At 38.9% G+C, this 20,523-nt stretch carries 18 protein-coding genes; 11 read left to right on the forward strand and 7 right to left on the reverse strand.

The features are described 5' to 3' along the window. The first annotated feature begins 107 nt into the window (after positions 1-107). On the forward strand, positions 108-1,235 hold the full coding sequence (locus tag AC2INI_RS16295; RefSeq protein ID WP_122032489.1) for an HNH endonuclease: 1,128 nt from the start codon (positions 108-110) through the stop codon (positions 1,233-1,235). Here AC2INI_RS16295 and AC2INI_RS16300 read toward each other — a convergent pair. Next, positions 1,230-1,814 carry a class I SAM-dependent methyltransferase gene (locus tag AC2INI_RS16300; RefSeq protein ID WP_122032490.1) on the reverse strand — a complete coding sequence of 195 codons (585 nt, stop codon included), beginning with the start codon at positions 1,812-1,814 and terminating at the stop codon, positions 1,230-1,232. The genes AC2INI_RS16295 and AC2INI_RS16300 overlap by 6 nt on opposite strands. Before the next feature lie 81 nt (positions 1,815-1,895). Next, positions 1,896-2,942 (reverse strand): alpha/beta hydrolase, encoded by a 1,047-nt coding sequence (locus tag AC2INI_RS16305; RefSeq protein ID WP_486306424.1) that lies wholly within the window; start codon positions 2,940-2,942, stop codon positions 1,896-1,898. A gap of 554 nt (positions 2,943-3,496) precedes the next feature. Here AC2INI_RS16305 and AC2INI_RS16310 point away from each other — a divergent pair. Then, on the forward strand, positions 3,497-4,450 hold the full coding sequence (locus tag AC2INI_RS16310; RefSeq protein ID WP_486306425.1) for a hypothetical protein: 954 nt from the start codon (positions 3,497-3,499) through the stop codon (positions 4,448-4,450). A 92-nt stretch (positions 4,451-4,542) separates the two neighbouring features. On the opposite strand, the gene AC2INI_RS16315 is transcribed toward AC2INI_RS16310, so the two are convergent. From AC2INI_RS16315 to pflB, 3 genes are all read right to left on the reverse strand, one after another. After that, on the reverse strand, positions 4,543-5,805 hold the full coding sequence (locus AC2INI_RS16315) for an alpha/beta hydrolase (RefSeq protein ID WP_486306426.1): 1,263 nt from the start codon (positions 5,803-5,805) through the stop codon (positions 4,543-4,545). A 174-nt stretch (positions 5,806-5,979) separates the two neighbouring features. Then, positions 5,980-7,368, reverse strand: a complete 1,389-nt coding sequence (locus AC2INI_RS16320; protein ID WP_486306454.1) for an SLC13 family permease — start codon at positions 7,366-7,368, stop codon at positions 5,980-5,982. A gap of 346 nt (positions 7,369-7,714) precedes the next feature. After that, positions 7,715-10,012, reverse strand: a complete 2,298-nt coding sequence (gene pflB / locus AC2INI_RS16325; RefSeq protein ID WP_486306427.1) for a formate C-acetyltransferase — start codon at positions 10,010-10,012, stop codon at positions 7,715-7,717. A 436-nt stretch (positions 10,013-10,448) separates the two neighbouring features. Between pflB and gbpA the strand changes: the two genes are divergently transcribed. Continuing rightward, on the forward strand, positions 10,449-11,921 hold the full coding sequence (gbpA, locus tag AC2INI_RS16330) for an N-acetylglucosamine-binding protein GbpA (RefSeq protein ID WP_486306455.1): 1,473 nt from the start codon (positions 10,449-10,451) through the stop codon (positions 11,919-11,921). A gap of 62 nt (positions 11,922-11,983) precedes the next feature. Then, the gene (locus tag AC2INI_RS16335) at positions 11,984-12,532 is read left to right on the forward strand and encodes a cytochrome b (RefSeq protein ID WP_122032496.1); all 549 of its coding nucleotides are present in this window, start codon (positions 11,984-11,986) and stop codon (positions 12,530-12,532) included. Between the two features lie 50 nt (positions 12,533-12,582). On the opposite strand, the gene AC2INI_RS16340 is transcribed toward AC2INI_RS16335, so the two are convergent. Continuing rightward, positions 12,583-12,867, reverse strand: a complete 285-nt coding sequence (locus AC2INI_RS16340) for a hypothetical protein (protein WP_486306428.1) — start codon at positions 12,865-12,867, stop codon at positions 12,583-12,585. A gap of 114 nt (positions 12,868-12,981) precedes the next feature. Between AC2INI_RS16340 and AC2INI_RS16345 the strand changes: the two genes are divergently transcribed. After that, positions 12,982-13,473 (forward strand): M48 metallopeptidase family protein, encoded by a 492-nt coding sequence (locus tag AC2INI_RS16345; RefSeq protein ID WP_486306429.1) that lies wholly within the window; start codon positions 12,982-12,984, stop codon positions 13,471-13,473. Positions 13,474-13,505: 32 nt separating this feature from the next. Here the strand turns inward: AC2INI_RS16345 and AC2INI_RS16350 are convergent, their stop codons facing one another. Further along, a complete protein-coding gene (locus AC2INI_RS16350; RefSeq protein WP_122032499.1) occupies positions 13,506-13,862 on the reverse strand; it encodes a YkgJ family cysteine cluster protein in 357 nt (118 codons plus the stop codon). Positions 13,863-14,169: 307 nt separating this feature from the next. Between AC2INI_RS16350 and AC2INI_RS16355 the strand changes: the two genes are divergently transcribed. The 6 genes from AC2INI_RS16355 (at position 14,170) to emrD (ending at position 20,418) form a co-directional block, all read left to right on the forward strand. Further along, the gene (locus tag AC2INI_RS16355) at positions 14,170-14,364 is read left to right on the forward strand and encodes a PA3496 family putative envelope integrity protein (protein ID WP_122032500.1); all 195 of its coding nucleotides are present in this window, start codon (positions 14,170-14,172) and stop codon (positions 14,362-14,364) included. 171 nt (positions 14,365-14,535) lie between these two features. Further along, positions 14,536-14,742 carry a DUF3283 family protein gene (locus tag AC2INI_RS16360; protein ID WP_122032501.1) on the forward strand — a complete coding sequence of 69 codons (207 nt, stop codon included), beginning with the start codon at positions 14,536-14,538 and terminating at the stop codon, positions 14,740-14,742. A gap of 92 nt (positions 14,743-14,834) precedes the next feature. After that, positions 14,835-15,557 carry a YebC/PmpR family DNA-binding transcriptional regulator gene (locus AC2INI_RS16365; protein WP_122032502.1) on the forward strand — a complete coding sequence of 241 codons (723 nt, stop codon included), beginning with the start codon at positions 14,835-14,837 and terminating at the stop codon, positions 15,555-15,557. Between the two features lie 166 nt (positions 15,558-15,723). Further along, positions 15,724-17,283 (forward strand): DEAD/DEAH box helicase, encoded by a 1,560-nt coding sequence (locus tag AC2INI_RS16370; protein ID WP_486306456.1) that lies wholly within the window; start codon positions 15,724-15,726, stop codon positions 17,281-17,283. A gap of 353 nt (positions 17,284-17,636) precedes the next feature. After that, entirely contained in the window at positions 17,637-18,950 is a 1,314-nt protein-coding gene (locus AC2INI_RS16375) for a sensor domain-containing diguanylate cyclase (RefSeq protein ID WP_486306430.1), read from the forward strand. A gap of 265 nt (positions 18,951-19,215) precedes the next feature. Beyond that, positions 19,216-20,418 carry a multidrug efflux MFS transporter EmrD gene (gene emrD, locus AC2INI_RS16380; RefSeq protein ID WP_122032505.1) on the forward strand — a complete coding sequence of 401 codons (1,203 nt, stop codon included), beginning with the start codon at positions 19,216-19,218 and terminating at the stop codon, positions 20,416-20,418. Positions 20,419-20,523: the final 105 nt, after the last annotated feature.

Raw genomic sequence — 20,523 nt, forward strand, 5'->3', positions numbered from 1 at the left:
TTGATATTTTTTATTAGAAAATAGTACTTTATAATGCTTTGTGCACCGTGTTGTTGTATCTTTATTGACTGTCTATACCGTTTGATTTTAGTTTATTAAGGTGATGTATGTCTGTTGAGTATTATGTAGACAAGTTCCGTAATTTAAACATGAATAGTTGTAAGGGGAAGAAAAGTCCTCATAAAGTATGCATGTTACTTGCTGTTATGGATTTAATACAGGCAGGATATATTTATGAAAATAAGATTAAACTCGATGTGACTTTGAAAGAGCGCTTCACTTATTTTTTTAATGAGCGTAAGCAAGGTCAGGATAGAGATACTCCAGAAAATCCTTTTTATCATTTAAAAAGTGAAGGTTTTTGGCATTTAAGTTATCAAGAGGGTATTGATGCTTCTCTTATTAAAGGGTATTCAAACAAAGCGGTTGATTATGCTTATTTGGATTGTGAGCTTTTTGATTACTTAAAAAGTTCAATAGTGGTTAATGACTTTAAAGATGCATTAGTCGAGAATTTATCTGATCTAACCGATCTTTATATTCAATGGCTTATTGATATTGGTAAATCAGAAAAAACAGCTAAAAATTATTCTCACGCGATTCGAGGCTCTATTTCCAACTGGATGGTACAAGAGAATCTTATAGATGCGCCATTAACAGAAGTGAAGTCTTTTCGAGAGTTTTGTCGTCTTTCAGAAAGAGCTCGCTCTCTTGAGAAATTCAAAGAATTTAATGCTAGAGGAAACAGTATGTATAGTGCTGCATTAAACTCATATCAGCGATTTCTTGCTGATTTATCTCAAATAGATGTAAAAGCTGATATCCAAGATATTTTTCAAGATAAAAAACTAAGCCAAACTGAAAAATCGATAATGATTAATACCAGAATGGGACAGGGAACCTTTAGAAAGCAACTTATTGAAATGTGGAAGGGATGCTCGGTAACTGGATATAAAAATACACAGATGTTAGTTGCATCGCACATTAAACCTTGGCGAGATGCTAATAATGATGAGCGATTAGATAAATTTAATGGTTTATTATTACTTGCAAACTTAGACAAAGCGTTTGATCTTGGGTTTATTTCTTTTGAGAATTCAGGAAAAGTCATGGTATCGAAACAATTAGAGAAGCCAGAAGTATTAGGCATTACTGATGGAATGTCCTTTCATGTAAATAGAGAACATGAGAAATATTTAAAGCACCATCGAATGACTTTATTTAAAGGATTATAATTTAAATAAAACTACATTTAACCATTTTTCATCGGCTCTATCTGGTCGCAAGTCTTCTGTAATCCATGTCTTTTGAATTGAAAGAGGCAGCGTAGACAGTAATTGGTTTAATAGTATTTCATTTAAGTTAGTAAAACGACGTCCATTACGTTCTACTTCAGCATTCCCATATTTGAATGAGCAATAGAAAATACCACCGGTTTTAAGAAATTGACTTAAATGAAGGAGTGTTGCTACTAGCTCATTCATTGGTACGTGAAGTAATGAAGCGCAAGCCCAAATACCATCTTGGCTATTATGCTCAGTAGTAAAACTTAAAAAAGTGGAATGCTGAATAGGGTGATTAGTATACTTTTCTGCAAGAGTGATTAGTTCTTTACTTGCATCAAAAGCGATAACATCATGACCTTGATTTGAGAAATGCAGAGTGTCACGGCCAGAGCCACACCCTGCATCAATAATTTTTGCATTGGCTGGTAAGTAAGGTATGAATTCTTGGTAGAGAGATTCAACATTTACATCAATCGTATTATTAAAAAAAGCATCTGCGTTGTTACTGTAATAATTTCGAGTAGCCATGACGTTTAACCATATGGATTATTTTCCTCAAATCATACCAAGCTTTTCTTTTGTAATGAAATAATTAGCTATTTACTGTGCTCACTCCCACTCTTTAATCCTACGCTTCTCCTTCTTTGGTATATCGGCTTTCTTTACCTTTAATCGCAATTCTCCATCCACTCGCTCTCTGGTTGGTATGGCTAACCTATCAATATCGCCTTGTAGGGTGTGCGCCAAATCTTCGGCAAAGTGGGTACAGTGAAAGTGCCATGAGTGAGTCCAGTTCCCAATGGTTTGGTCTTTATTTGGCTCGGTTAATTGCTGCCAGTGAGCGCCACAGTTCACGTTAACAACATTGCTTGGTGCATCCTCTGGTAAACCTACGCGTCCGCAACGTGGGGCTAGGCCTGCGCGTTTTATGTTTGAGATTTTTAAAGCGCTATCAAACGGGTTTTGGTAGTTGGTAATGCGCGCGGCTTGAGAAAATAATGGGTTAGATTTGTTGTCATCTTGGTGTAATGATTGTCTGGCAATATCGGCACCTATAAAGCAGATCTGGCCAACGTTCCAGTGAATGCGCTGTAGGGTCCGGTTTTTACTGGCTTGGTAAAAGGCTTCTCGTATGACATAAGCCCCTGTTGAGTGGCCAAGTAAATGTACATCAATATCACACTGGTTCTCATGCTCTTTAAGTTGATTTATCGCCAGTGGAGTAATACCCGCAGTCACTAATTTTAGTGCACTTTGGTAGGCGTCCATTCTGTCTTCAAGGTAGTTGAGCGTATAAGTAGCACAAGGCCAATCAAAACTTACTATGGTGCCTGTGAATCCGTGTTGTTTTAGCTGGGTATCTAACAATTTATGGCGTGTAATGACTTCTTCTTGGCTGTTGTTGTACCCATGAGCAAAGAACAGAATATTACCGGTTTTAAATTGGGCGAGTGGGTGCTCGCTAGGGTGATGTCCTGTTGTGGCGTCTTGGGTTAACTTCTTTATCCACTGCTCTTGCGTTAATTGATGGGTGTTTGGATCGGGAGTGGTGGCGTTGTTGGGTAGCATAAGATAGTGCGCATCCCCAGGCTCATTTGAGTATTGACTATTTGGAATAGTATTCTTGATTTGTCGAGTGCTTAATATGAATATCACGTGACATCCTTGTAACCTTATTTTTAGAGGTAACTAGAATAAAAGCTTTTATAAAGGTGACAAACTGCAATAAAAGAAATTGTGAACGAGGATAAAAGAGCAATGAAAGCGATGTATAACTGTATCACTCTTAAGACTTTATAGTCTGCATTTGAATTAACTATGTGTTATATCAATAAGTTAAATTATATTTGTATTTATGAACCTAGATCATGAGTTTGTGAATAAAACGTTTCCATTAAACAATAAATAAAGCATAATCCGCCCTATAACAACTTGAGATACACTCTTTTAAGTAAAATTTCAGCAAAAAGATGCATATAAGCACGGCTGGACTAGGTGACATTGGCTTAATTAGTAATAAGATAAGGGTATGTTTAATATGGGTGGACAAAGCACATTCATGATATTTATGGGTTTTTTAATTACAGGGTTAGCTGTTGTTATCATTCCTATGGCAATACACACATTTCGCATATTAAGGGAAAAAGAGTAATTTCTTAATACGTAGTATCAGTTAAACTAGGGCTTTCTTTTTTAGATCGGAAGCCCTAATGTCTCACTATTCACTTATCGATATTCCTTTTAACCTCAGACACACCTGCTGGTTTTGTGGTGAGCCTTCGTTCGATCTCCTCTCTTTTCCTAAATCATCACATCAAGTAAGTAAAATTGCTCATCAACCGATTGAATTGCCCGCATGCAAAGAGTGTTTGGCGCTGCCATCGGCTGGGGTATCTGAATCTATCTGGTCGTTTCGTGATCAAATCAAACACGCATTAATGAATAAGTACGCTAAGCATTTGGGTATTGGCTTGCAATGGACTAAAGAAGAGCTCGAAGCTTCTGAATTTCATGGGGCGATACTAGAAGGCTTTGGTAAAAGTGCATGGCCTATGTATGAAATTGCGAAAGAGCGTGTTGAGTATATTGGTTGGGATTTAATGGTGAATGGCGAGCCTTTAGATGGTTTTGATGAAAGTTATGGTTATGAATTTAACGGTGTGCGTTATTTAAGTATTCAGACTTGTATTGAGTATCATGTAAAAGCGATGTCGTTGGATCTGGTGTTGCTAGAAACCTTAATCGAGATTGTTGGCTCTGAGCGTTTTGCTTATGCGCTGCGTATTGCTGAGCTAAATCGTGATGTCTCTTATCGAGAGCGTTTGTCAATTATTGATGAGATAAAAAACCAAGAGCAAGATAAAGACGATCTTCGTGCGTTAAATGAGGCTGAGAAATCAAGTGTTGTTCTTCCTCTTGTTGCTGTTGTTATGAATGAAGCGACGGCTCAGCCAGAGGCAATTGAGTGGGCGATTACCCATTCATGCACCACATTAGAGAGTTTAATTGAGCAAGAAGATGCTTTTTTTGATGCGTTTGAGCATTTAGGTGGACCAACGGCGTTTGCGTTATTTGATGGGTTGCAATGGTATTTGGCGGCGCGTCGAGATAATACATGGTGTGTAGAGAGCGATCCTAACGATGAGTTTTGGCGTGAAGCTTAGGGTTTGAAATGAGAAATGGCCGCGGCTCTCACTAAGGCAGTTAAGTGAGAAGCGCGGCCATTAATGTTTACGGTATGACTAAAAATCGTGAATTAGATGCGATCATTAATAAAGTTAGTGATTGAATCTGCAGCTTCTTGGCCTTCTGGGCAGTGTCCTTCCTCACCATAAAACTCAACCACACCTTGTGTTGATAGCGCCGCTGTTTTTTGCATGTCTTCTGCTGAAGCAACCATATCACCTGATGTGTTGATAACTAGCAGTGGCGTGTTCATGCGTGGTTTGCCATCAAAGTAACCTTTGGTTTTTAAAGACAGTGGAACCGTCAGCTCACCAAATGAATCCAGTTTAGTGATGTCTGCACCAATACGTTGACCAAAAGATTGTGAGGTCATTAGTGGCAGTTTAGGGAATAAGAAAGGCTTGGTTAATACGCCATCCACAACGGCACAACGAGCAACAATGGCTTTTAGCTCTGGGTTATCTATCGCAAATTCCATTAATGGAATACCAGCGCCAGATTGTGACAGAACAGCAATGCGTGTGTTGTCGATACGATCGTCATTTTTTACGAACGCAAGAGCGGCATCGTGTGCTTCGGTCTCTTTACCTAGTTCTAATATGATGTTGTTGTTTAAGCCTGCACCTGGCATATCAAACGTTAGTACTGCTGTGCCGTTGTTTACGGTGTCAATAAGAGAGCTATGATGTTCAACTAATGCTTTATCTACGCCGCCTGTCCATAATACAACAGGGGCTTTTTTCGTCCCTTTTGGAAGGTGAAGGATGGCAGTGATGTATGCTGGTGAGATTGATTTGTCTGCTAATGGTAATTTTACCTTTGCTACATTCTCGCCACGTAATGTAGCTGCTTGTATATACGCATCAACCGATTTGTTTAGTGCAGTAAGTTCGTTGGCTTGGTGCAGGTTCGGGTAGCTTGCGATTAACCAAAACGTTGATGCTTTTTGATATAAAGCGGCAGCGGCTATGCCTGCTACTTGCTTGGCTTGTAGGTTAAAGCGTTCGGCTTCTTTTGCAAACTCAAACGTCCAGTGGCCTTGTGTGTTTTCATTAGTTGCATCGCGCAGTTTTTTGCCTGCATCAATGCGAGTAAGCACCGCTGCAATTTCAGACTCTGTTACCCCCATCTCAACCCAGCTATCTAAACGTAGTTCTCGATACCAATTTTCTTGCCCTTCTACAATAAGCTCTGCGCCACGAAAGTTTTGGTGACCTTCGATGTTTGTCGCGGTATTACTTACGATATCAATGGATGTTTCAGCTGCTGTAGAAGAGGTGCCAAAGGCAGAAAGTGAAGCAGCAATAAATAGAGCAAGAAGTGGTTTTTTCATGATGTCGGCTCCTATATGAGATTGAGTTCAGTATAAGAGGCTTAATGTAAAAAAATTGTCAAAGAGGATTAAGTAATCGTTATTTTTATTAGAAGTATGATAAAAAATGACCTTGGCGATAAAGGCCAAGGTCATGTTGTTTATGTAGTGGTTCTTAATTAAGCGCGGTCTAGGTTATGCCCAGAAGATAGAAGCAAATGCCGTTAAGATAACAATACACACTAGGTTTAGATAAACACCAACACGCATCATCTCAGATTGTTTTATATGACCCGAGCCAAACACAATGGCATTTGGTGGTGTAGCAACGGGTAGCATAAAGGCACAAGAGGCTGAGATAGCTATCATGGCTGAAAGCACCACAGGTGAGATCCCAAGTACTTCGGCAACACTGGCAAACACAGGAATAAGCAGTGCAGCACTGGCGGTATTACTGGCAAATTCGGTTAAGAACACAACGAACGCCGCAACAGTTAAAATGGTAAATAAGATCCCAGCTTGCGATAAAATATCACTTAGGCTGTGCGCTAAGAAGCTACTTGTTCCTGTCGCTTTTAAGATGTTACTTAAACAAATACCACCGCCAAATAACAGTAGAACGCCCCAGTCTGTGGTTTTTTCAACGTCTTTCCAATGCACGACTCGAGAGAATCCAAGTAAGACGATAGCCATTAGTGCGACTAAGGTATCGAATTTCGAGAAACCACCTAGCATGGCATTGATTGGTTTACTGAATATCCATAGCGTAACGGTAAGACCAAAGATCATAAGGGTAACGATTTTACCTTTATCCCAAGTTACAGGTTCATGGTTTAGTTCGAATACTTCATTTAGATTTGGTTTTAGCATTACATATAATAGAGCAACGGTAACAGGCAATAGAATTAAGGTTACAGGGACCCCAAATGCCATCCATTCTGTAAAGCTTAACCCTACTTCAGCGGCTGCAATTGCATTTGGTGGGCTACCTACGATAGTGGATATACCACCAATACTTGCACAATAAGCGATACCTAAAAGCACAAATACGTAAGTGTTATGACCGGTTTTTGAGTTTACTTTACTTAGTACGCCCAATACTAATGGCAACATCATGGCTGTAGTGGCGGTGTTACTTATCCACATTGATAAACCAGCAGTGACACCAAATAGCATATAAACCGCAGTATTCATTTTGCCGTTGGCTAAGACCAGTACTTTATCGGCGATGACTTTATCAAGTTCTTGTCGATGTAGAGCAGCAGCTAGAGCAAAGCCACCTAAAAATAAGAAGATGATTGGATTTGAAAAATTACTCAGGGCTTTTGATGTATCAAAGATCCCAAAAGCAACGGCGAGTAGGGGAACAAGTAATGCGGTAATACTGACGTGCAGTGCTTCAGTTAACCATAAGATGGCAACAAAAACTAAGATACTTAAGCCAAGAACGACATTTTGCTCAAACGGTAAAAATTTATACATTAAAGCAAAAAGAACAATATCGGCGAGGATAATAAAACTGTTTCTACTTAAGAACCATTCCTTGGTATTGGTGGGTAATGGGATGTGTTCATTTTTATCTATTTCATTTTTGTGCATGACGAGCTCCATTCTAACGATGAATTTCAGACTAACTTGGGCGTCATTGTTACAGAATATTAACCTGAGTAAATAAAAGGTTATTAAGATTGTCGCTTTGATCGTTTTACTGTTTTCATAACTATGCGGGTACTCACTTTTTAAACAGATTTTCATCTAAAGTTGTTGTTTTTGTGTTAATTGTTATTTGTGAAATGGTACTGATTTGAGAGGTTTTTTGGGGCTGTGTGGCGTGGTGTTTTTATCAATTTACAGTAGGTTAAATCAAAAAAACCAACGCCATCATAAATAATGAACGTTGGTTTTAATTCATAAAAACAGTAATTCTGTTTTACATGTGGTTTGTAAATGTACGGGTAATCACGTCTTGCTGTTGTTCACGAGTCAGTGAGTTAAAACGCACTGCATAACCTGATACACGAATGGTTAATTGTGGGTATTTTTCTGGGTGATCAACTGCATCTAATAATGTATCGCGATTTAGCACGTTAACATTAAGATGTTGGCCACCTTCAACCCCGTCATTAATATTTGCAGCTTCGTGGTGGAAGTAACCATCCATAAGAGCAGCAAGGTTTTGTTTTTGTGCTTCGTCATCTTTACCTAATGCACTTGGTACGATTGAGAAGGTGTAAGAAATACCATCTTTAGCATAAGCAAACGGCAGTTTAGATACTGATGTTAGTGACGCGACAGCACCGTTCTCATCACGACCGTGCATTGGGTTTGCACCAGGTCCAAAAGGCATACCAGCACGGCGACCATCCGGAGTGTTACCTGTTTTCTTACCGTACACAACGTTTGAGGTAATGGTAAGAATCGATTGTGTTGGAATGGCTTCTCGGTACATGCTCATTTTTTGAATTTTTTTCATGAAGCGTTCAACAAGATCACAAGCAATGTCATCAACACGGTCATCGTTGTTACCGAATTTAGGGTAATCCCCTTCGATGTTAAAATCGATGGCTACGCCGTCTTCGTCACGAACTGGAGTTACTTTCGCAAATTTAATCGCTGCTAATGAGTCAGCTACTACTGATAGACCAGCAATACCACAAGCCATAGTGCGGCGCACATCGCGATCCATTAATGCCATTAGTGACGCTTCGTAGCTATAACGGTCATGTGAGTAATGAATGATGTTTAATGCAGTTACGTATTGGGTCGCTAACCAATCTAGCATTGAATCAAAACGTGGCATTAAGTTATCAAAGTCAAGAACCTCATCGGTTACTTTGTCTACTTTTGGTCCAACTTGTGATTTTGATTTTTCATCGACACCGCCATTGATGGTATAAAGCAATGCTTTAGCAAGGTTGGCACGAGCACCAAAGAATTGCATGTGTTTACCCACTACTTGCGGGCTGACACAACACGCAATAGCGTAATCATCGTTATCGAAATCTGGACGCATTAAATCGTCGTTTTCATACTGAACTGATGAGGTATCAATAGACACTTTTGCTGCGTATTTTTTAAAGGCGATAGGCAGTTGTTCTGACCAAAGAATGGTCATGTTTGGCTCTGGTGCTGGGCCCATTGTGTGTAGGGTATGTAGGTAACGGAATGTGGTTTTCGTTACTAATGTACGGCCATCAACCCCCATACCTGCCATTGCTTCTGTGGCCCAAATTGGGTCGCCAGAGAACAGTGAATCGTATTCTGGTGTACGTAGGAAGCGAACCATACGCAATTTCATGATGAAGTGATCAACCATTTCTTGCGCTTGTTCTTCAGTGATCAATCCATTGGCAATATCACGTTCTACATAAACATCAATAAAGGTAGACGTACGGCCTAGTGACATTGCTGCCCCATTTTGTGATTTAACCGCAGCAAGATAACCAAAGTAGGTAAATTGAATCGCTTCTTGGGCTGTTTTAGCCGGTAAAGACATATCAATACCGTATTTTAGGCCCATCTGAAGAATGTCTTCTAAGGCTTGAATTTGGTCTGCTAATTCTTCACGAAGACGCATTGTTTTTTCAAGATCTTGACCTTGTTCAAGGAAAGCTTGAGTTGAGTTGTATTGCTCTTTTTTGTCAGCTTTTAAGAAATCAATGCCGTAAAGCGCTAAACGACGGTAGTCACCAATGATACGGCCGCGGCCATAAGCATCTGGAAGCCCTGTGATAATGCCTGACTTACGGCATGCAAGGATGTCTTTAGTGTAAAGATCAAAGCATGCTTTGTTGTGTGTTTTGCGATATTCCGTGAATATTTTTTCTACGCTTGGATCTAATTCACGACCGTAAACTTCACATGAACTTTTCACCATACGAATACCACCATTAGCGATAATAGATCGTTTTAGTGGTTTATCTGTTTGTAGACCGACGATTTTTTCGAGATCTTTATTAATGTAACCCGCGTCATGAGAAATGATGGTTGAAGGTAAGCTGGTATCAAAATCAACAGGAGCATGAGTTCGGCTCTCTTGTTTAATGCCTTCTAATACATTGTTCCAAAGAGAGGTTGTTGACTCGGTTACCTCAGCAAGAAAAGATTCATCACCTTCATAAGGAGTGTAGTTGGTTTGAATAAAATCACGAGTGTTAACATTCTTTTGCCATTCACCGTTATTAAAACCGTGCCATGCTTCTATCATACCAGTAGTTGGAATAGTCATAATGCTTACCTATCTTTAATTATTTTTAATCGGGCATGATATTTTAAGAAATAAATAACAAGCCGTTTTTTGTCTGGAAATGATCTTATTCCTAAGAGCTATATGAGTAAAATGAATGCTTTTCATTTTTAAAATGCATTTTGTGCATATATTAAAAGGGGGATTTACTGTATTAATTACGTTGTTTTTATGTGAATTTACACCTTGCTTTGGTTTCATTTGGATAAATATATAGACGATGTTTATTTCAAATTCGTTGATTTATAAAATAAGTAATAGAGTTTTATGAATGGGTGTATGAACAAATTGTAACGAGGTTTGTATGGTTATTTTGTTTTGTGATTTGACTTCCAATTAGTAGCAATATCAGTCGTTTATATTCTTATTATCGACTAAATTTTTGCGAGAAAAAACAATAATACTAAAAGGAAATATGATGAACAAATGCTCAAAAAAAATGGCCTTAGCGTTGTCGTTAATGGCTGCAAGTACGGGGGCTTCAGCCCATGGTTATGTATCTGAAACAAATGGTGGTATTGCAGGTTCTCGTGCGGCACTGTGTAAGTTTCCAACCTCTGATACTCAAGAAAAAAATACAAATTGTGGCTCTGTGCAATGGGAGCCTCAAAGTGTTGAAGGCCCTGAAGGCTTTCCTGAAAATGGCCCAGCAGATGGTCAAATCGCAGGAGCAGGCTTGGTTCAGTTCTCTGAGCTAAATGAACAAACGTCTGATCGTTGGGTAAAGCGTCCAATTACTGCAGGTGCACAAACGTTTGAATGGACGTTCACAGCTAACCACGTAACAAAAACGTGGAAGTACTACATGACAAAACAGAACTGGAATCAAAATTCAGTATTAACGCGTGACTCTTTTGACTTGACGCCGTTCTGTGAACTTGATTACAACATGGCAAAACCGCCGCTATACCCACAAACATTCTCTCATGAGTGTGTGGTTCCTGAGCGTAAAGGTTATCAAGTGATCCTTGCTGTTTGGGATGTGGGCGATACTGCAGCGGCATTCTATAACGTAATTGATGTGAAATTTGAAGGTGATGGCGGTGTGGTTGATCCAACTTGGACTCAAGGTGGTCAAATTAATCCTACGCGTGATCTAAATGTGGGCGACCGTGTGTTTACTCGTGTATTTGATGCATCGGGCGAAAACAGCGGTTTATCGACAAGCGTAACGATTGAAAATGCAACTCAAGGTCAAGCAAATAACTGGACGCATGCATTAGCAACTAAGGTGAACCAAGAGCAAACTAATATTGGTGCTGGTCAGCTAAACGATAAAGGTGAATTTGTCCCTGTATTTGGTTCAAACCCTGTGTATTTAAAAGCAGGAAGTGGCCTAAAGAGTGTTGAGATTGGTTACCAAATTGAAACGCTAGAGCCAACGTATGAGTTAGATATTCAAGGTCTAGAGTCTATGTATACCATTGGTGATACAGCGACAGAATTAGATCTTAATCTATATGCTGTGGGTGATATGAATGTAGAACTGACGGTTTATAACCATGCAAAAGAAGCATTATCGAACGCGGTTGTTGATCTAAAAGATGGTGATACTAAGTCAGTATTAATGACATTATCTAAATCAGAAAAAGGTCATCATATGCTTGTTTCTCGCATCAAAAATACAGAGGGCGAGTTAATTGAACAAACCACATCTGATTTCCATTTGATGGAAGAGCAAACTCCACCACCAGCAGGTGATTATGATTTCGTGTTCCCTGAGAATGTGAAAAATTACACAGCAGGAACAAAAGTGTTAGCGGAAGATGGCGCTATCTACCAATGTAAACCATTCCCATATTCAGGTTACTGTTCACAATGGTCAGACGTGGCAACTCAATATTCTCCAGCGGTGGGTTCTCACTGGACAATGGCATGGGATAAGATCTAACTAAAATTGATATCATCATTGGCCGTATATTTTTAATATGGCCAATTTTTTAAAGAGTTTATATGAATTTACAAACTTCTTATGATCGTTTTAGTCAAATATTGCATTGGGTTATGGCTGTTATTATTATTTACGCCACCATCGCAGGCTATGTTATGCATTTAGTCATTAATAGCAATAAAGAACTGTTTTATACGCTATCAATTATGAATATGTCACTAGCAACGGTGGGAACCATTTTGTTTATTGTTCGCTGGCTTTGGTCTTATTTCCGTCCTGCGGTTAAGGCGGTCAAACACAATAATATGACAGAAGCAAATATTGCGCACTTTATGCATGCTCTATTGTACTTTTTAATGTTCATTGTTTTTATTTCTGGTTATCTGATGCTAGAAAGCCCGTATCAATTTTTCTGGCTATTTAGTATCGATAACATGGTCGAAGAACTCGTGATTAATCAATTCTTTTTTATGGTTCATCGGGTGGGGTGTATTGCGTTAGCATGTAGTGTGATAATTCATATTATAGCGGCTTGCTACCATCATTATGTTCGAAAAAATAATCTGTTTGATAGAATGACCAAAAGTAATAAATCTTTGAAAGCAATCTAATTCGACCAAAATATGTTGTGTTAAAAGGCCTTTAGAAATAAGGGCCTTTTTTATTTTACTCGTATTAATCGATGCTCTACATTATTAAGCATCAGTACCACTATTTGGGATCGTTTCATCGCATCGACTTTTTCAATCATTTCAGGGCTGTACTGCCTTTTTACCATCCACTGCATTGGTTCTTGGAAGTTATCTTCATTAATAATGAAGGATTCATCGTTTAGCGTACCTTCATGGATATTGATTACCCAGATGCGTGATTGAAACTCGATGACTTCACCAATTGCCGTTTTTATTTGCTTGATGGTGTTAGAGAGTAAGTGACGAAAGTTCATAAAATCTCTTAGGGTAAAATAGAAAAGTGAAGAAAGAAGAGAGGGTAGAGTAGCGATAAAGAAAGTAGGGTACAATAGCGCATTATGAGTAAAATGAGATCATGAGTATAAAGCATGACTAAGTTACGTTATTTAAAAGGCTATCCTGAGCATATTTTGGCACAAGTTGAGCCTATGATTGCGAATGGTAAATTAGCGGAGTGGGTGAAGAATAAATACCCAACAATGCATGATATTACCTCTGAAAAGGCATTGTTTGATTACACTCAAGCATTAAAAAATAAGTATATCAAAAAGTCTTCACCATTAAGTAAGGTGGTGTATGACCCTAAAATTCATATTGTAAATAATGCGCTGGGTTTACATACGTTCGTGTCACGTATACATGGCAATAAGTTAAAAGCAAAAAATGAGATACGTATATCGAGTGTCTTTCGTAAAGCGCCTGAGCCATTGCTTCGTATGCTGGTGGTGCATGAGTTAGCTCATATTAAAGAGAAGGCACATAACAAAGCATTTTATGCCTTATGTTGCCATATGGAGCCGGACTACCACCAGTTAGAGTTTGATGCGCGTTTGTATTTAACCTATTTAGAAACATTATAGATTTTATATAGGCTAGCAAGTTTTGGGGGTGTCTATTTATCGATGCCCTGTTCTTTGCGCTCTTCTTCGCATTCGTAAGAGGCCATTTCAAACTCACGGCAGATCCACGGTCGGTTTTCATAAATAGTACACATTAGTGTTTCGCGATCAACTGCAGCACACCAGCCATCATCTAGGCGTAACATAACCTCGCCTCCCCAATCATCATGATCAATATACTCTTCTGGTACGCCAGTGTCGGTAATGATCATCACTTCTAATTTACAGCAGCACGCCTGGCAGTTCTCACAAGTGATGCCAGAAGCGGTATTTGATGAGGCTGATGTTAGCAGAGATTCTGTAGACGATGATTCAGTCAGGACTGTGATGTCGATAGCGTTGATGGTCATAGGTATCATTATTTTTATCAATATATGCACTAGGATAACTCAGATAGTGAGATATCTCGAATAATAAAAACCAAATAGAAGAAAAAGAAAGTCGTGGGAAAATAGAGGGATAAAAAGTGATGTTGCGCAATGACTTTTCTCTAGGGTAGAACCTTAAATGTAGTTCAACTGATATAATTAAAGATAGTGTTTTTTAGAAAAAAAATCACAAATATTACTCAGGTCACATTATGGGATAAATTGGTTTAACAACCGTAATCGGCTTTGCTAAATATACACCTGAAGAGTATGGATTTAGGAGGTTATTATGTCTATTAATTCTATTGATCACGGTGAAATCACCGACATTAAAGGCAAGTATGAAATTGCCGATGAAGTAGTTACAGATATTACGCAATGTCAAAAGAGAACAGAAGCACGTCGTCGTATTGAAGCAATGCGAGAAATTAGAGAAAGTGGTCTTACGCTTTCAGAAGCCAGAGACTTAGGTCTTATCCATTAACGTTTAAGTTCTACCTTCATACCTTCAGTGTTTTATTATTAATGCGTCTATTACGGCGCATTTTTGTTGCCGGTAAGAAAAGTCCCCTGCAGTTTTAGAGGTAGATAATATAACGATGAAGCATTACACTTTGTGGCTATTATAAGATGTGATTAATTAAATGAGCTTGTTATGAAAAACTTGTCACTATTACCCCCAAAAGAAAAAAATGAAATCGAACTTGATAAACAAGCAGCGTTCTTTGTTTGGAAGGTAAAAAATGCAAAAGCAGGCCCAGACCTTTGGATTGTTGAAGCAGAAAAGCTTGAAGATGAGACAGAACGCCTGTTTTTTCAGCAATCTATCGAAAAATATAAATCAAAAATGGGCGTAGCGTAAGGTTCCTTGATCTTTACTAGCCTACAGCCTCAGTAATTTGGTAGAATCTGCCGATACTTTTTAAGTCCATAAATAACAAAGAGAGAATTCCGATGGGAAGAAGTTTTGAAGTGCGCAAGTCTTCAATGGCTAAAACACAAGGCGCAAAAATCAAAGTTTATTCTAAATACGGTAAAGAAATTTACATGTGTGCTAAGAATGGCGGTCCTGATCCAGACATGAACTTGTCTCTAAAACATCTTATTTCGAAAGCGAAAAAAGATCAGGTTCCTACACACATTATTGATAAAGCAATCGACAAAGCAAATGGCGGCGGTGGTGAAGATTACCAACACGCTCGTTATGAAGGTTTTGCTCCAGGCGGCGCAAGCGTAATCGTTGACTGTTTAACAGATAATGGTAACCGTACTTTCCAAGATGTTCGTCAATGTTTCGTTAAGACTGGCGCTAAAATTGGTAGCCCAGGCACAAGTGCTCACATGTTCGATCACCAAGCTGTATTCCAGTTTAAAGGCGACGACGAAGAAGCTGTACTTGAAGCGCTTATGATGCAAGATGCTGACGTGACTGATATCGAACTTGAAGATGGCGTGATCACAGTATTCGCACCAAACACTGAGTTCTTTAAAGTGAAAACGGCACTGGCTGCTGAATTCCCAGATCTAGTTGTAGATGTGGAAGAAATTACGTTTGTACCTCAAAACCCAATGGCGGTTACAGGCGAAGACGCTGAGAAATTCCAAAAATTCTTAGACCTACTTGACGATTGTGATGACGTGCAACAGGTTTATCATAATGCGGAATTAGAAGATTAATTGATTCGTTTCAATTAATACTAAAAAGGCCGAGCTATTATGCTCGGTTTTTTTATAACGGTACTTTATGGGTTATGGTAATCAAAGATTGAGTAATCTCTCAGTTACTGTATCCTACAGCGCTCGCAGTTTTGCGCTTAATGAACATTATAGAGTAAATATTAGTATGGGTTTTACCTCTCTGGGCTTATCTGCCCCTATTTTAAAAGCTGTAGAAGCTCAAGGTTACAGCACACCTTCACCAATCCAATTACAAGCTATCCCTGCGGTAATTGAAGGGAAGGATGTTATGGCAGCAGCTCAAACGGGTACAGGTAAAACAGCAGGCTTTACTCTTCCTCTTCTTGAGCGTTTATCAAAAGGTCCTACACGTAAGTTTAATCAAGTTCGTGCATTGGTATTAACGCCAACACGTGAGCTTGCAGCACAAGTTCATGAGAGTGTTGAAAAGTACAGTGTAAACCTTCCTCTTACTTCTGATGTGGTTTTTGGTGGCGTTAAAGCTAACCCACAAATGCAGCGTCTTCGTAAGGGTGTTGATGTATTGGTTGCAACACCAGGTCGTTTATTGGATCTTGCTAACCAAAACGCGATCAAATTCGACCAACTAGAAATCCTAGTTCTGGATGAAGCTGACCGTATGTTAGATATGGGCTTTATTCATGACATCAAAAAGATCTTAAATAAATTACCTAAGAATCGCCAAAATCTACTTTTCTCTGCAACGTTTTCTGATGAGATCCGTCAGTTAGCAAAAGGCTTAGTGAATAACCCTGTTGAGATCTCAGTTGCACAACGCAATACAACCGCTGAGACCGTTGAACAATCAGTATACGTTGTAGATAAAACGAAAAAAGCACGTGTGCTTACTAAGCTAATTAAAGATAACGACTGGAAGCAAGTATTGGTGTTCAGTAAGACTAAACATGGTGCAAACCGTTTAGCAAAAACACTTGAAGAGAAAGGCGTTAGCGCGGCTGCTATTCATGGTAATAAGAGCCAAGGCGCACGTACTAAAGCGTTAGCTAACTTCAAATCAGGTCAAGTTCGTGTATTAGTTGCGACAGACATTGCTGCTCGTGGTTTAGATATCGAACAACTGCCTCAAGTTATTAACGTTGATTTACCAAAAGTACCTGAAGATTATGTTCACCGTATTGGCCGTACTGGTCGTGCTGGTGCAACGGGTAAAGCGGTTTCGTTTGTGAGTGAAGATGAAGCTAAAGAGTTATTCGCTATTGAGCGTTTAATTCAAAAAGTTTTACCTCGTCATACGCTTGAAGGTTTTGAACCTGAAATGAAAGTGCCAGAATCTAGATTAGATACTCGCCCTATTAAAGCTAAGAAACCAAAGAAAACACACGCACCACGTGTAGAACATAAAGATGGTCAACGCTCTGGCGAAAACCGTAATGGTCATAAGCAAGGTGCAAAGCCAGGTCAACGTCGTAATACTGATAATAAAGACGGTGGCGCTAAAAAAGAAGGTGGGGCGGATAATAAGAGACGTTCTATCATTGGTAAGCCTACAGGTTCAGGTAAACCGACGGGTTCTGGCAAACCAACTAGCTCTGGAAAACCAAAGTCAAAAGGCAACGGTGAAAATCGTGGAAATGGCAGTAACTTTAGTGGTGGAAAGCCAAAGACTGGTGGATCATCAACAACTAACACAAAGCCACGTCGTCAAGGCCCACGCCCAGCACGTAAGCCTCAACCACAGCAATAATGGTTAGGTAAAAAAGATAAACAGAAGCCAGCTCATGTAGCTGGCTTTTTTGTGCCTGTTGTGTCTAGATTTTTAGATAACAAGATTATCAATTAAAAGACAGTGAACCATTATTAATACTGTTATTAAAATTAACAATGATTTATTTTTATGCAAAATATATTCATGTACCGTGTGAATATTGATCGCTAGTGTGAATGTTTTGAGGAAAAATGAGGGTAAAACGAATTATTTTGGGTGGGTCATTGCTGCTATTGTGCATTGCTCTCACTTGCGCGGTATCTTATGTCGTGAAGAGTTATCAAAAGCAGAGTCGACTTATTGAAAGTGAATTAAAGTTTAATGCGAACTTTGTGTCTATTTGGCTTCAAACCGCTTTTAATCACTCCAATTTTGTATTGACTCAATTATCTAAAGATTTAACTCAAGACGGCTTTGCTCAATTAGCCCTTTCTGACAACCATTATCAAGAGCAAGCAGAAGTCTTTGAGTTACACTATCAAACGTTAATGAATGCGATCCATGTATTTGCGGTAGATAAAGATTGTGTATTACTAAAAACGAAAACCATCGGTGGGGTTGATCTTTCCTCTCGTGAATACTGCCAGAAATTACGCAATAATGACGGTGAGATAAAATCAGTTATTACCGCGCCTTTTAAAGATATTCTCAATCGTAATGTTGTAGTACAAGGAGTGAGGATAACCAATCAAAAAGGAGAGTTTGCCGGAATTGTTGGATTGTTAACTGACTTTACGTTTTTTACCAAAGCATTGAGAAGTGCCAATTTATCTGAGGGCTCAAGCATTACGATACTGAGTCGTGATTTCACAGTACTTGCGACGACTGTACCTAGGTATTTACCTATTGGTGAGCCGATGGATTTTGATTATGTGCCTTATGACAAAATTAATGGCTTAAAATATAACCAAGAATTAATGTTTGATTCAAATAAAAAGTATAACGGTGCTTATCAAGGTGTTTTTGTTAAGAAGGCGTCTGATTTACCCTTTATTATTTTGGTAACAAAGGCGAAAAATTATTGGTTTATGCCCCTTTATATCACAATAGCAACAGTGATTTTCCTACTTTTTGCCTTAACTCTATTTTTGATTAAAAATGTAAATTACTTTTCTAGGCTAGACATCAAGGCTCAGCATTACTCTAAACTAGCTCTTTATGACGATTTAACAGGCTCATGCAACCGTCGTTGTTTTAAAGCTAAAATGATGGATTATATCGCGGCTTATCATGAGAGGGATCGTATGTTCTCGGTTGCCCTTTTTGATATTGATTATTTTAAGCAAATTAATGATACCTATGGTCATGATATTGGTGATGAAGTATTACGACAATTTAGCCTTATTTGCGAAGCTAAGGTGACTAATGGGGATTTATTTGCCCGTTTAGGTGGCGATGAATTTGTAATGGTTTTAGTTAATACCACTGGATTGCAAGCTAAAGCTATACTTAACGAGTTACTTCGATCTATTTGTAAGATAGAAATAGCGACAGATGCCGGTATCATTCGATTAACCTGTAGCATTGGTGTCGCTGAAGTAAGTAAAGCAACTCGAGATTGTACGGAAGTTCTAAATAAGGCTGACGAAGCACTTTATCAAGCCAAAAAACTAGGACGTAATCAAGTCGTTATCTATCAATATTAGCCGATTTTTCTGTTAAAAAAATGCAAAACCCAATATGTTAATTTATTGGTTTTTGCATTAGAAAAACTTATCCAAATGTCACAAAAAAACTCTCCTGAAATACAACGGATTTTGATTGCCAGTTTTATAGAATCACCTTATTATCTCGCGCCATAAGGGCAGGATAATATCGGCTCTATTCATTCAATTTTTATTATTTAATTAATAAGGTAATGTAACTAATTAACTTATCTTATTAATATTTGCTGTTTTTCGGAGAGCAGTCATGCAAAAGTCGTATTCACTTGCGACGTTCAGTTTCCTGATCGTTATTTTAGTTGCTGTTGGTCAAATGAGCCAAACTATGTATGTGCCATCTATTGGCTACATGGCAAGTGAATTCAAAGTAAGCCCTGCATCATTACAAGCGGTTATGGCTGTGTATTTGATCCCTTATGGTTTATCACAATTTTTCTACGGCCCAATTTCTGATCGTATTGGCCGTCGAGTAGTGATCTTATCAGGTCTTACTTTATATATTGCTGGCACAATCCTAGCGTTATTTGCTCATGATTATTCGTTATTTTTAGCGGGCTGTTTTGTGCAAGGTTTAGGTATTGGTGCTGCAGGTGTGATGTGCCGTACTATTCCTCGTGATTGCTTCTCTGGTGATGAACTACATAGAACTAACAGTATTATTAGTATGTGCATGATGTTTTCACCACTTTTGGCTCCAGTGTTAGGTGGTTATTTAACAGAAGCATTTGGTTGGCGTTCAAGCTACTTATTCTTGGCTTTGTTCAGTATTGCGGTATTGATCATAATGACAACGTCAATGAAAGAGACTTTGCCATTAGAAGTGCGTCGTAAAGAGCCAGTATTGAAGAGTTACCGTCATGTATTATCTGAGCACCGATTTCAAGGCTATTTGATCTGCTTGGTTGCTACATTTGCAGGGGTTGCAGTATTTGAAGCGGCTGCAGGGGTATTGCTAGGTGGCAAACTTAAATTAGCAGCAACAACAGTAAGTATTCTGTTTATTTTACCTATCCCTGGTTATTTAGCGGGTGCTGGTTTATCAAGTGTGATTGCAAAGCGTTGGTCTGAGAAGAAGTCATTAGATGTCGGTCTTGTATCTATTGTTTTAGGCGCGGCGATTGTGTTGGTTCCTGGCATTATGGGATTAACAACAGCACCAACTCTAATTGGCGGTGCAGTATTGTATTTCTTAGGCGCGGGTATTTTATTTCCTGCTGCAACAACAGGGGCGTTATCACCTTTCCCACAACACGCAGGAACAGCAGGCGCATTACTGGGCGGCATGCAAAACTTGGGTGCGGGTTTAGCGACAATGGTGGCTTCTATGATCCCTGCTAATAGCCAAATGCCTGTAGGGTTAATTATGTTTTTAATGGCGTTACTTGCGGTGTATGGCTTGCGTAAAGTGCATTCGATTCCACCATCAAGCGAGATGCCATTAGCGGTGTAATACCAATCGTAGTAATACCAATCTACATAAGTATTTGATCATTCTTGCTTGTTAAAATCGATTATATCTGAGTTATAAGTTTTGTAATTAGATCAACTAGTTACT

Source organism: Aliivibrio friggae (assembly GCF_057368515.1).

Bases quoted from the DNA above. Each gene is read 5' to 3' on its own strand.
- AC2INI_RS16360 (WP_122032501.1), top strand. From the start codon at position 14,536: ATGAAAAACTTGTCACTATTACCCCCAAAAGAAAAAAATGAAATCGAA.
- AC2INI_RS16340 (WP_486306428.1), bottom strand. From the start codon at position 12,867: ATGAACTTTCGTCACTTACTCTCTAACACCATCAAGCAAATAAAAACG.
- AC2INI_RS16295 (WP_122032489.1), top strand. From the start codon at position 108: ATGTCTGTTGAGTATTATGTAGACAAGTTCCGTAATTTAAACATGAAT.
- AC2INI_RS16350 (WP_122032499.1), bottom strand. From the start codon at position 13,862: ATGACCATCAACGCTATCGACATCACAGTCCTGACTGAATCATCGTCT.
- AC2INI_RS16315 (WP_486306426.1), bottom strand. From the start codon at position 5,805: ATGAAAAAACCACTTCTTGCTCTATTTATTGCTGCTTCACTTTCTGCC.
- AC2INI_RS16355 (WP_122032500.1), top strand. From the start codon at position 14,170: ATGTCTATTAATTCTATTGATCACGGTGAAATCACCGACATTAAAGGC.
- AC2INI_RS16370 (WP_486306456.1), top strand. From the start codon at position 15,724: ATGGGTTTTACCTCTCTGGGCTTATCTGCCCCTATTTTAAAAGCTGTA.
- AC2INI_RS16335 (WP_122032496.1), top strand. From the start codon at position 11,984: ATGAATTTACAAACTTCTTATGATCGTTTTAGTCAAATATTGCATTGG.
- AC2INI_RS16365 (WP_122032502.1), top strand. From the start codon at position 14,835: ATGGGAAGAAGTTTTGAAGTGCGCAAGTCTTCAATGGCTAAAACACAA.
- AC2INI_RS16310 (WP_486306425.1), top strand. From the start codon at position 3,497: ATGTCTCACTATTCACTTATCGATATTCCTTTTAACCTCAGACACACC.
- AC2INI_RS16300 (WP_122032490.1), bottom strand. From the start codon at position 1,814: ATGGCTACTCGAAATTATTACAGTAACAACGCAGATGCTTTTTTTAAT.
- AC2INI_RS16345 (WP_486306429.1), top strand. From the start codon at position 12,982: ATGACTAAGTTACGTTATTTAAAAGGCTATCCTGAGCATATTTTGGCA.
- emrD (WP_122032505.1), top strand. From the start codon at position 19,216: ATGCAAAAGTCGTATTCACTTGCGACGTTCAGTTTCCTGATCGTTATT.
- pflB (WP_486306427.1), bottom strand. From the start codon at position 10,012: ATGACTATTCCAACTACTGGTATGATAGAAGCATGGCACGGTTTTAAT.
- gbpA (WP_486306455.1), top strand. From the start codon at position 10,449: ATGAACAAATGCTCAAAAAAAATGGCCTTAGCGTTGTCGTTAATGGCT.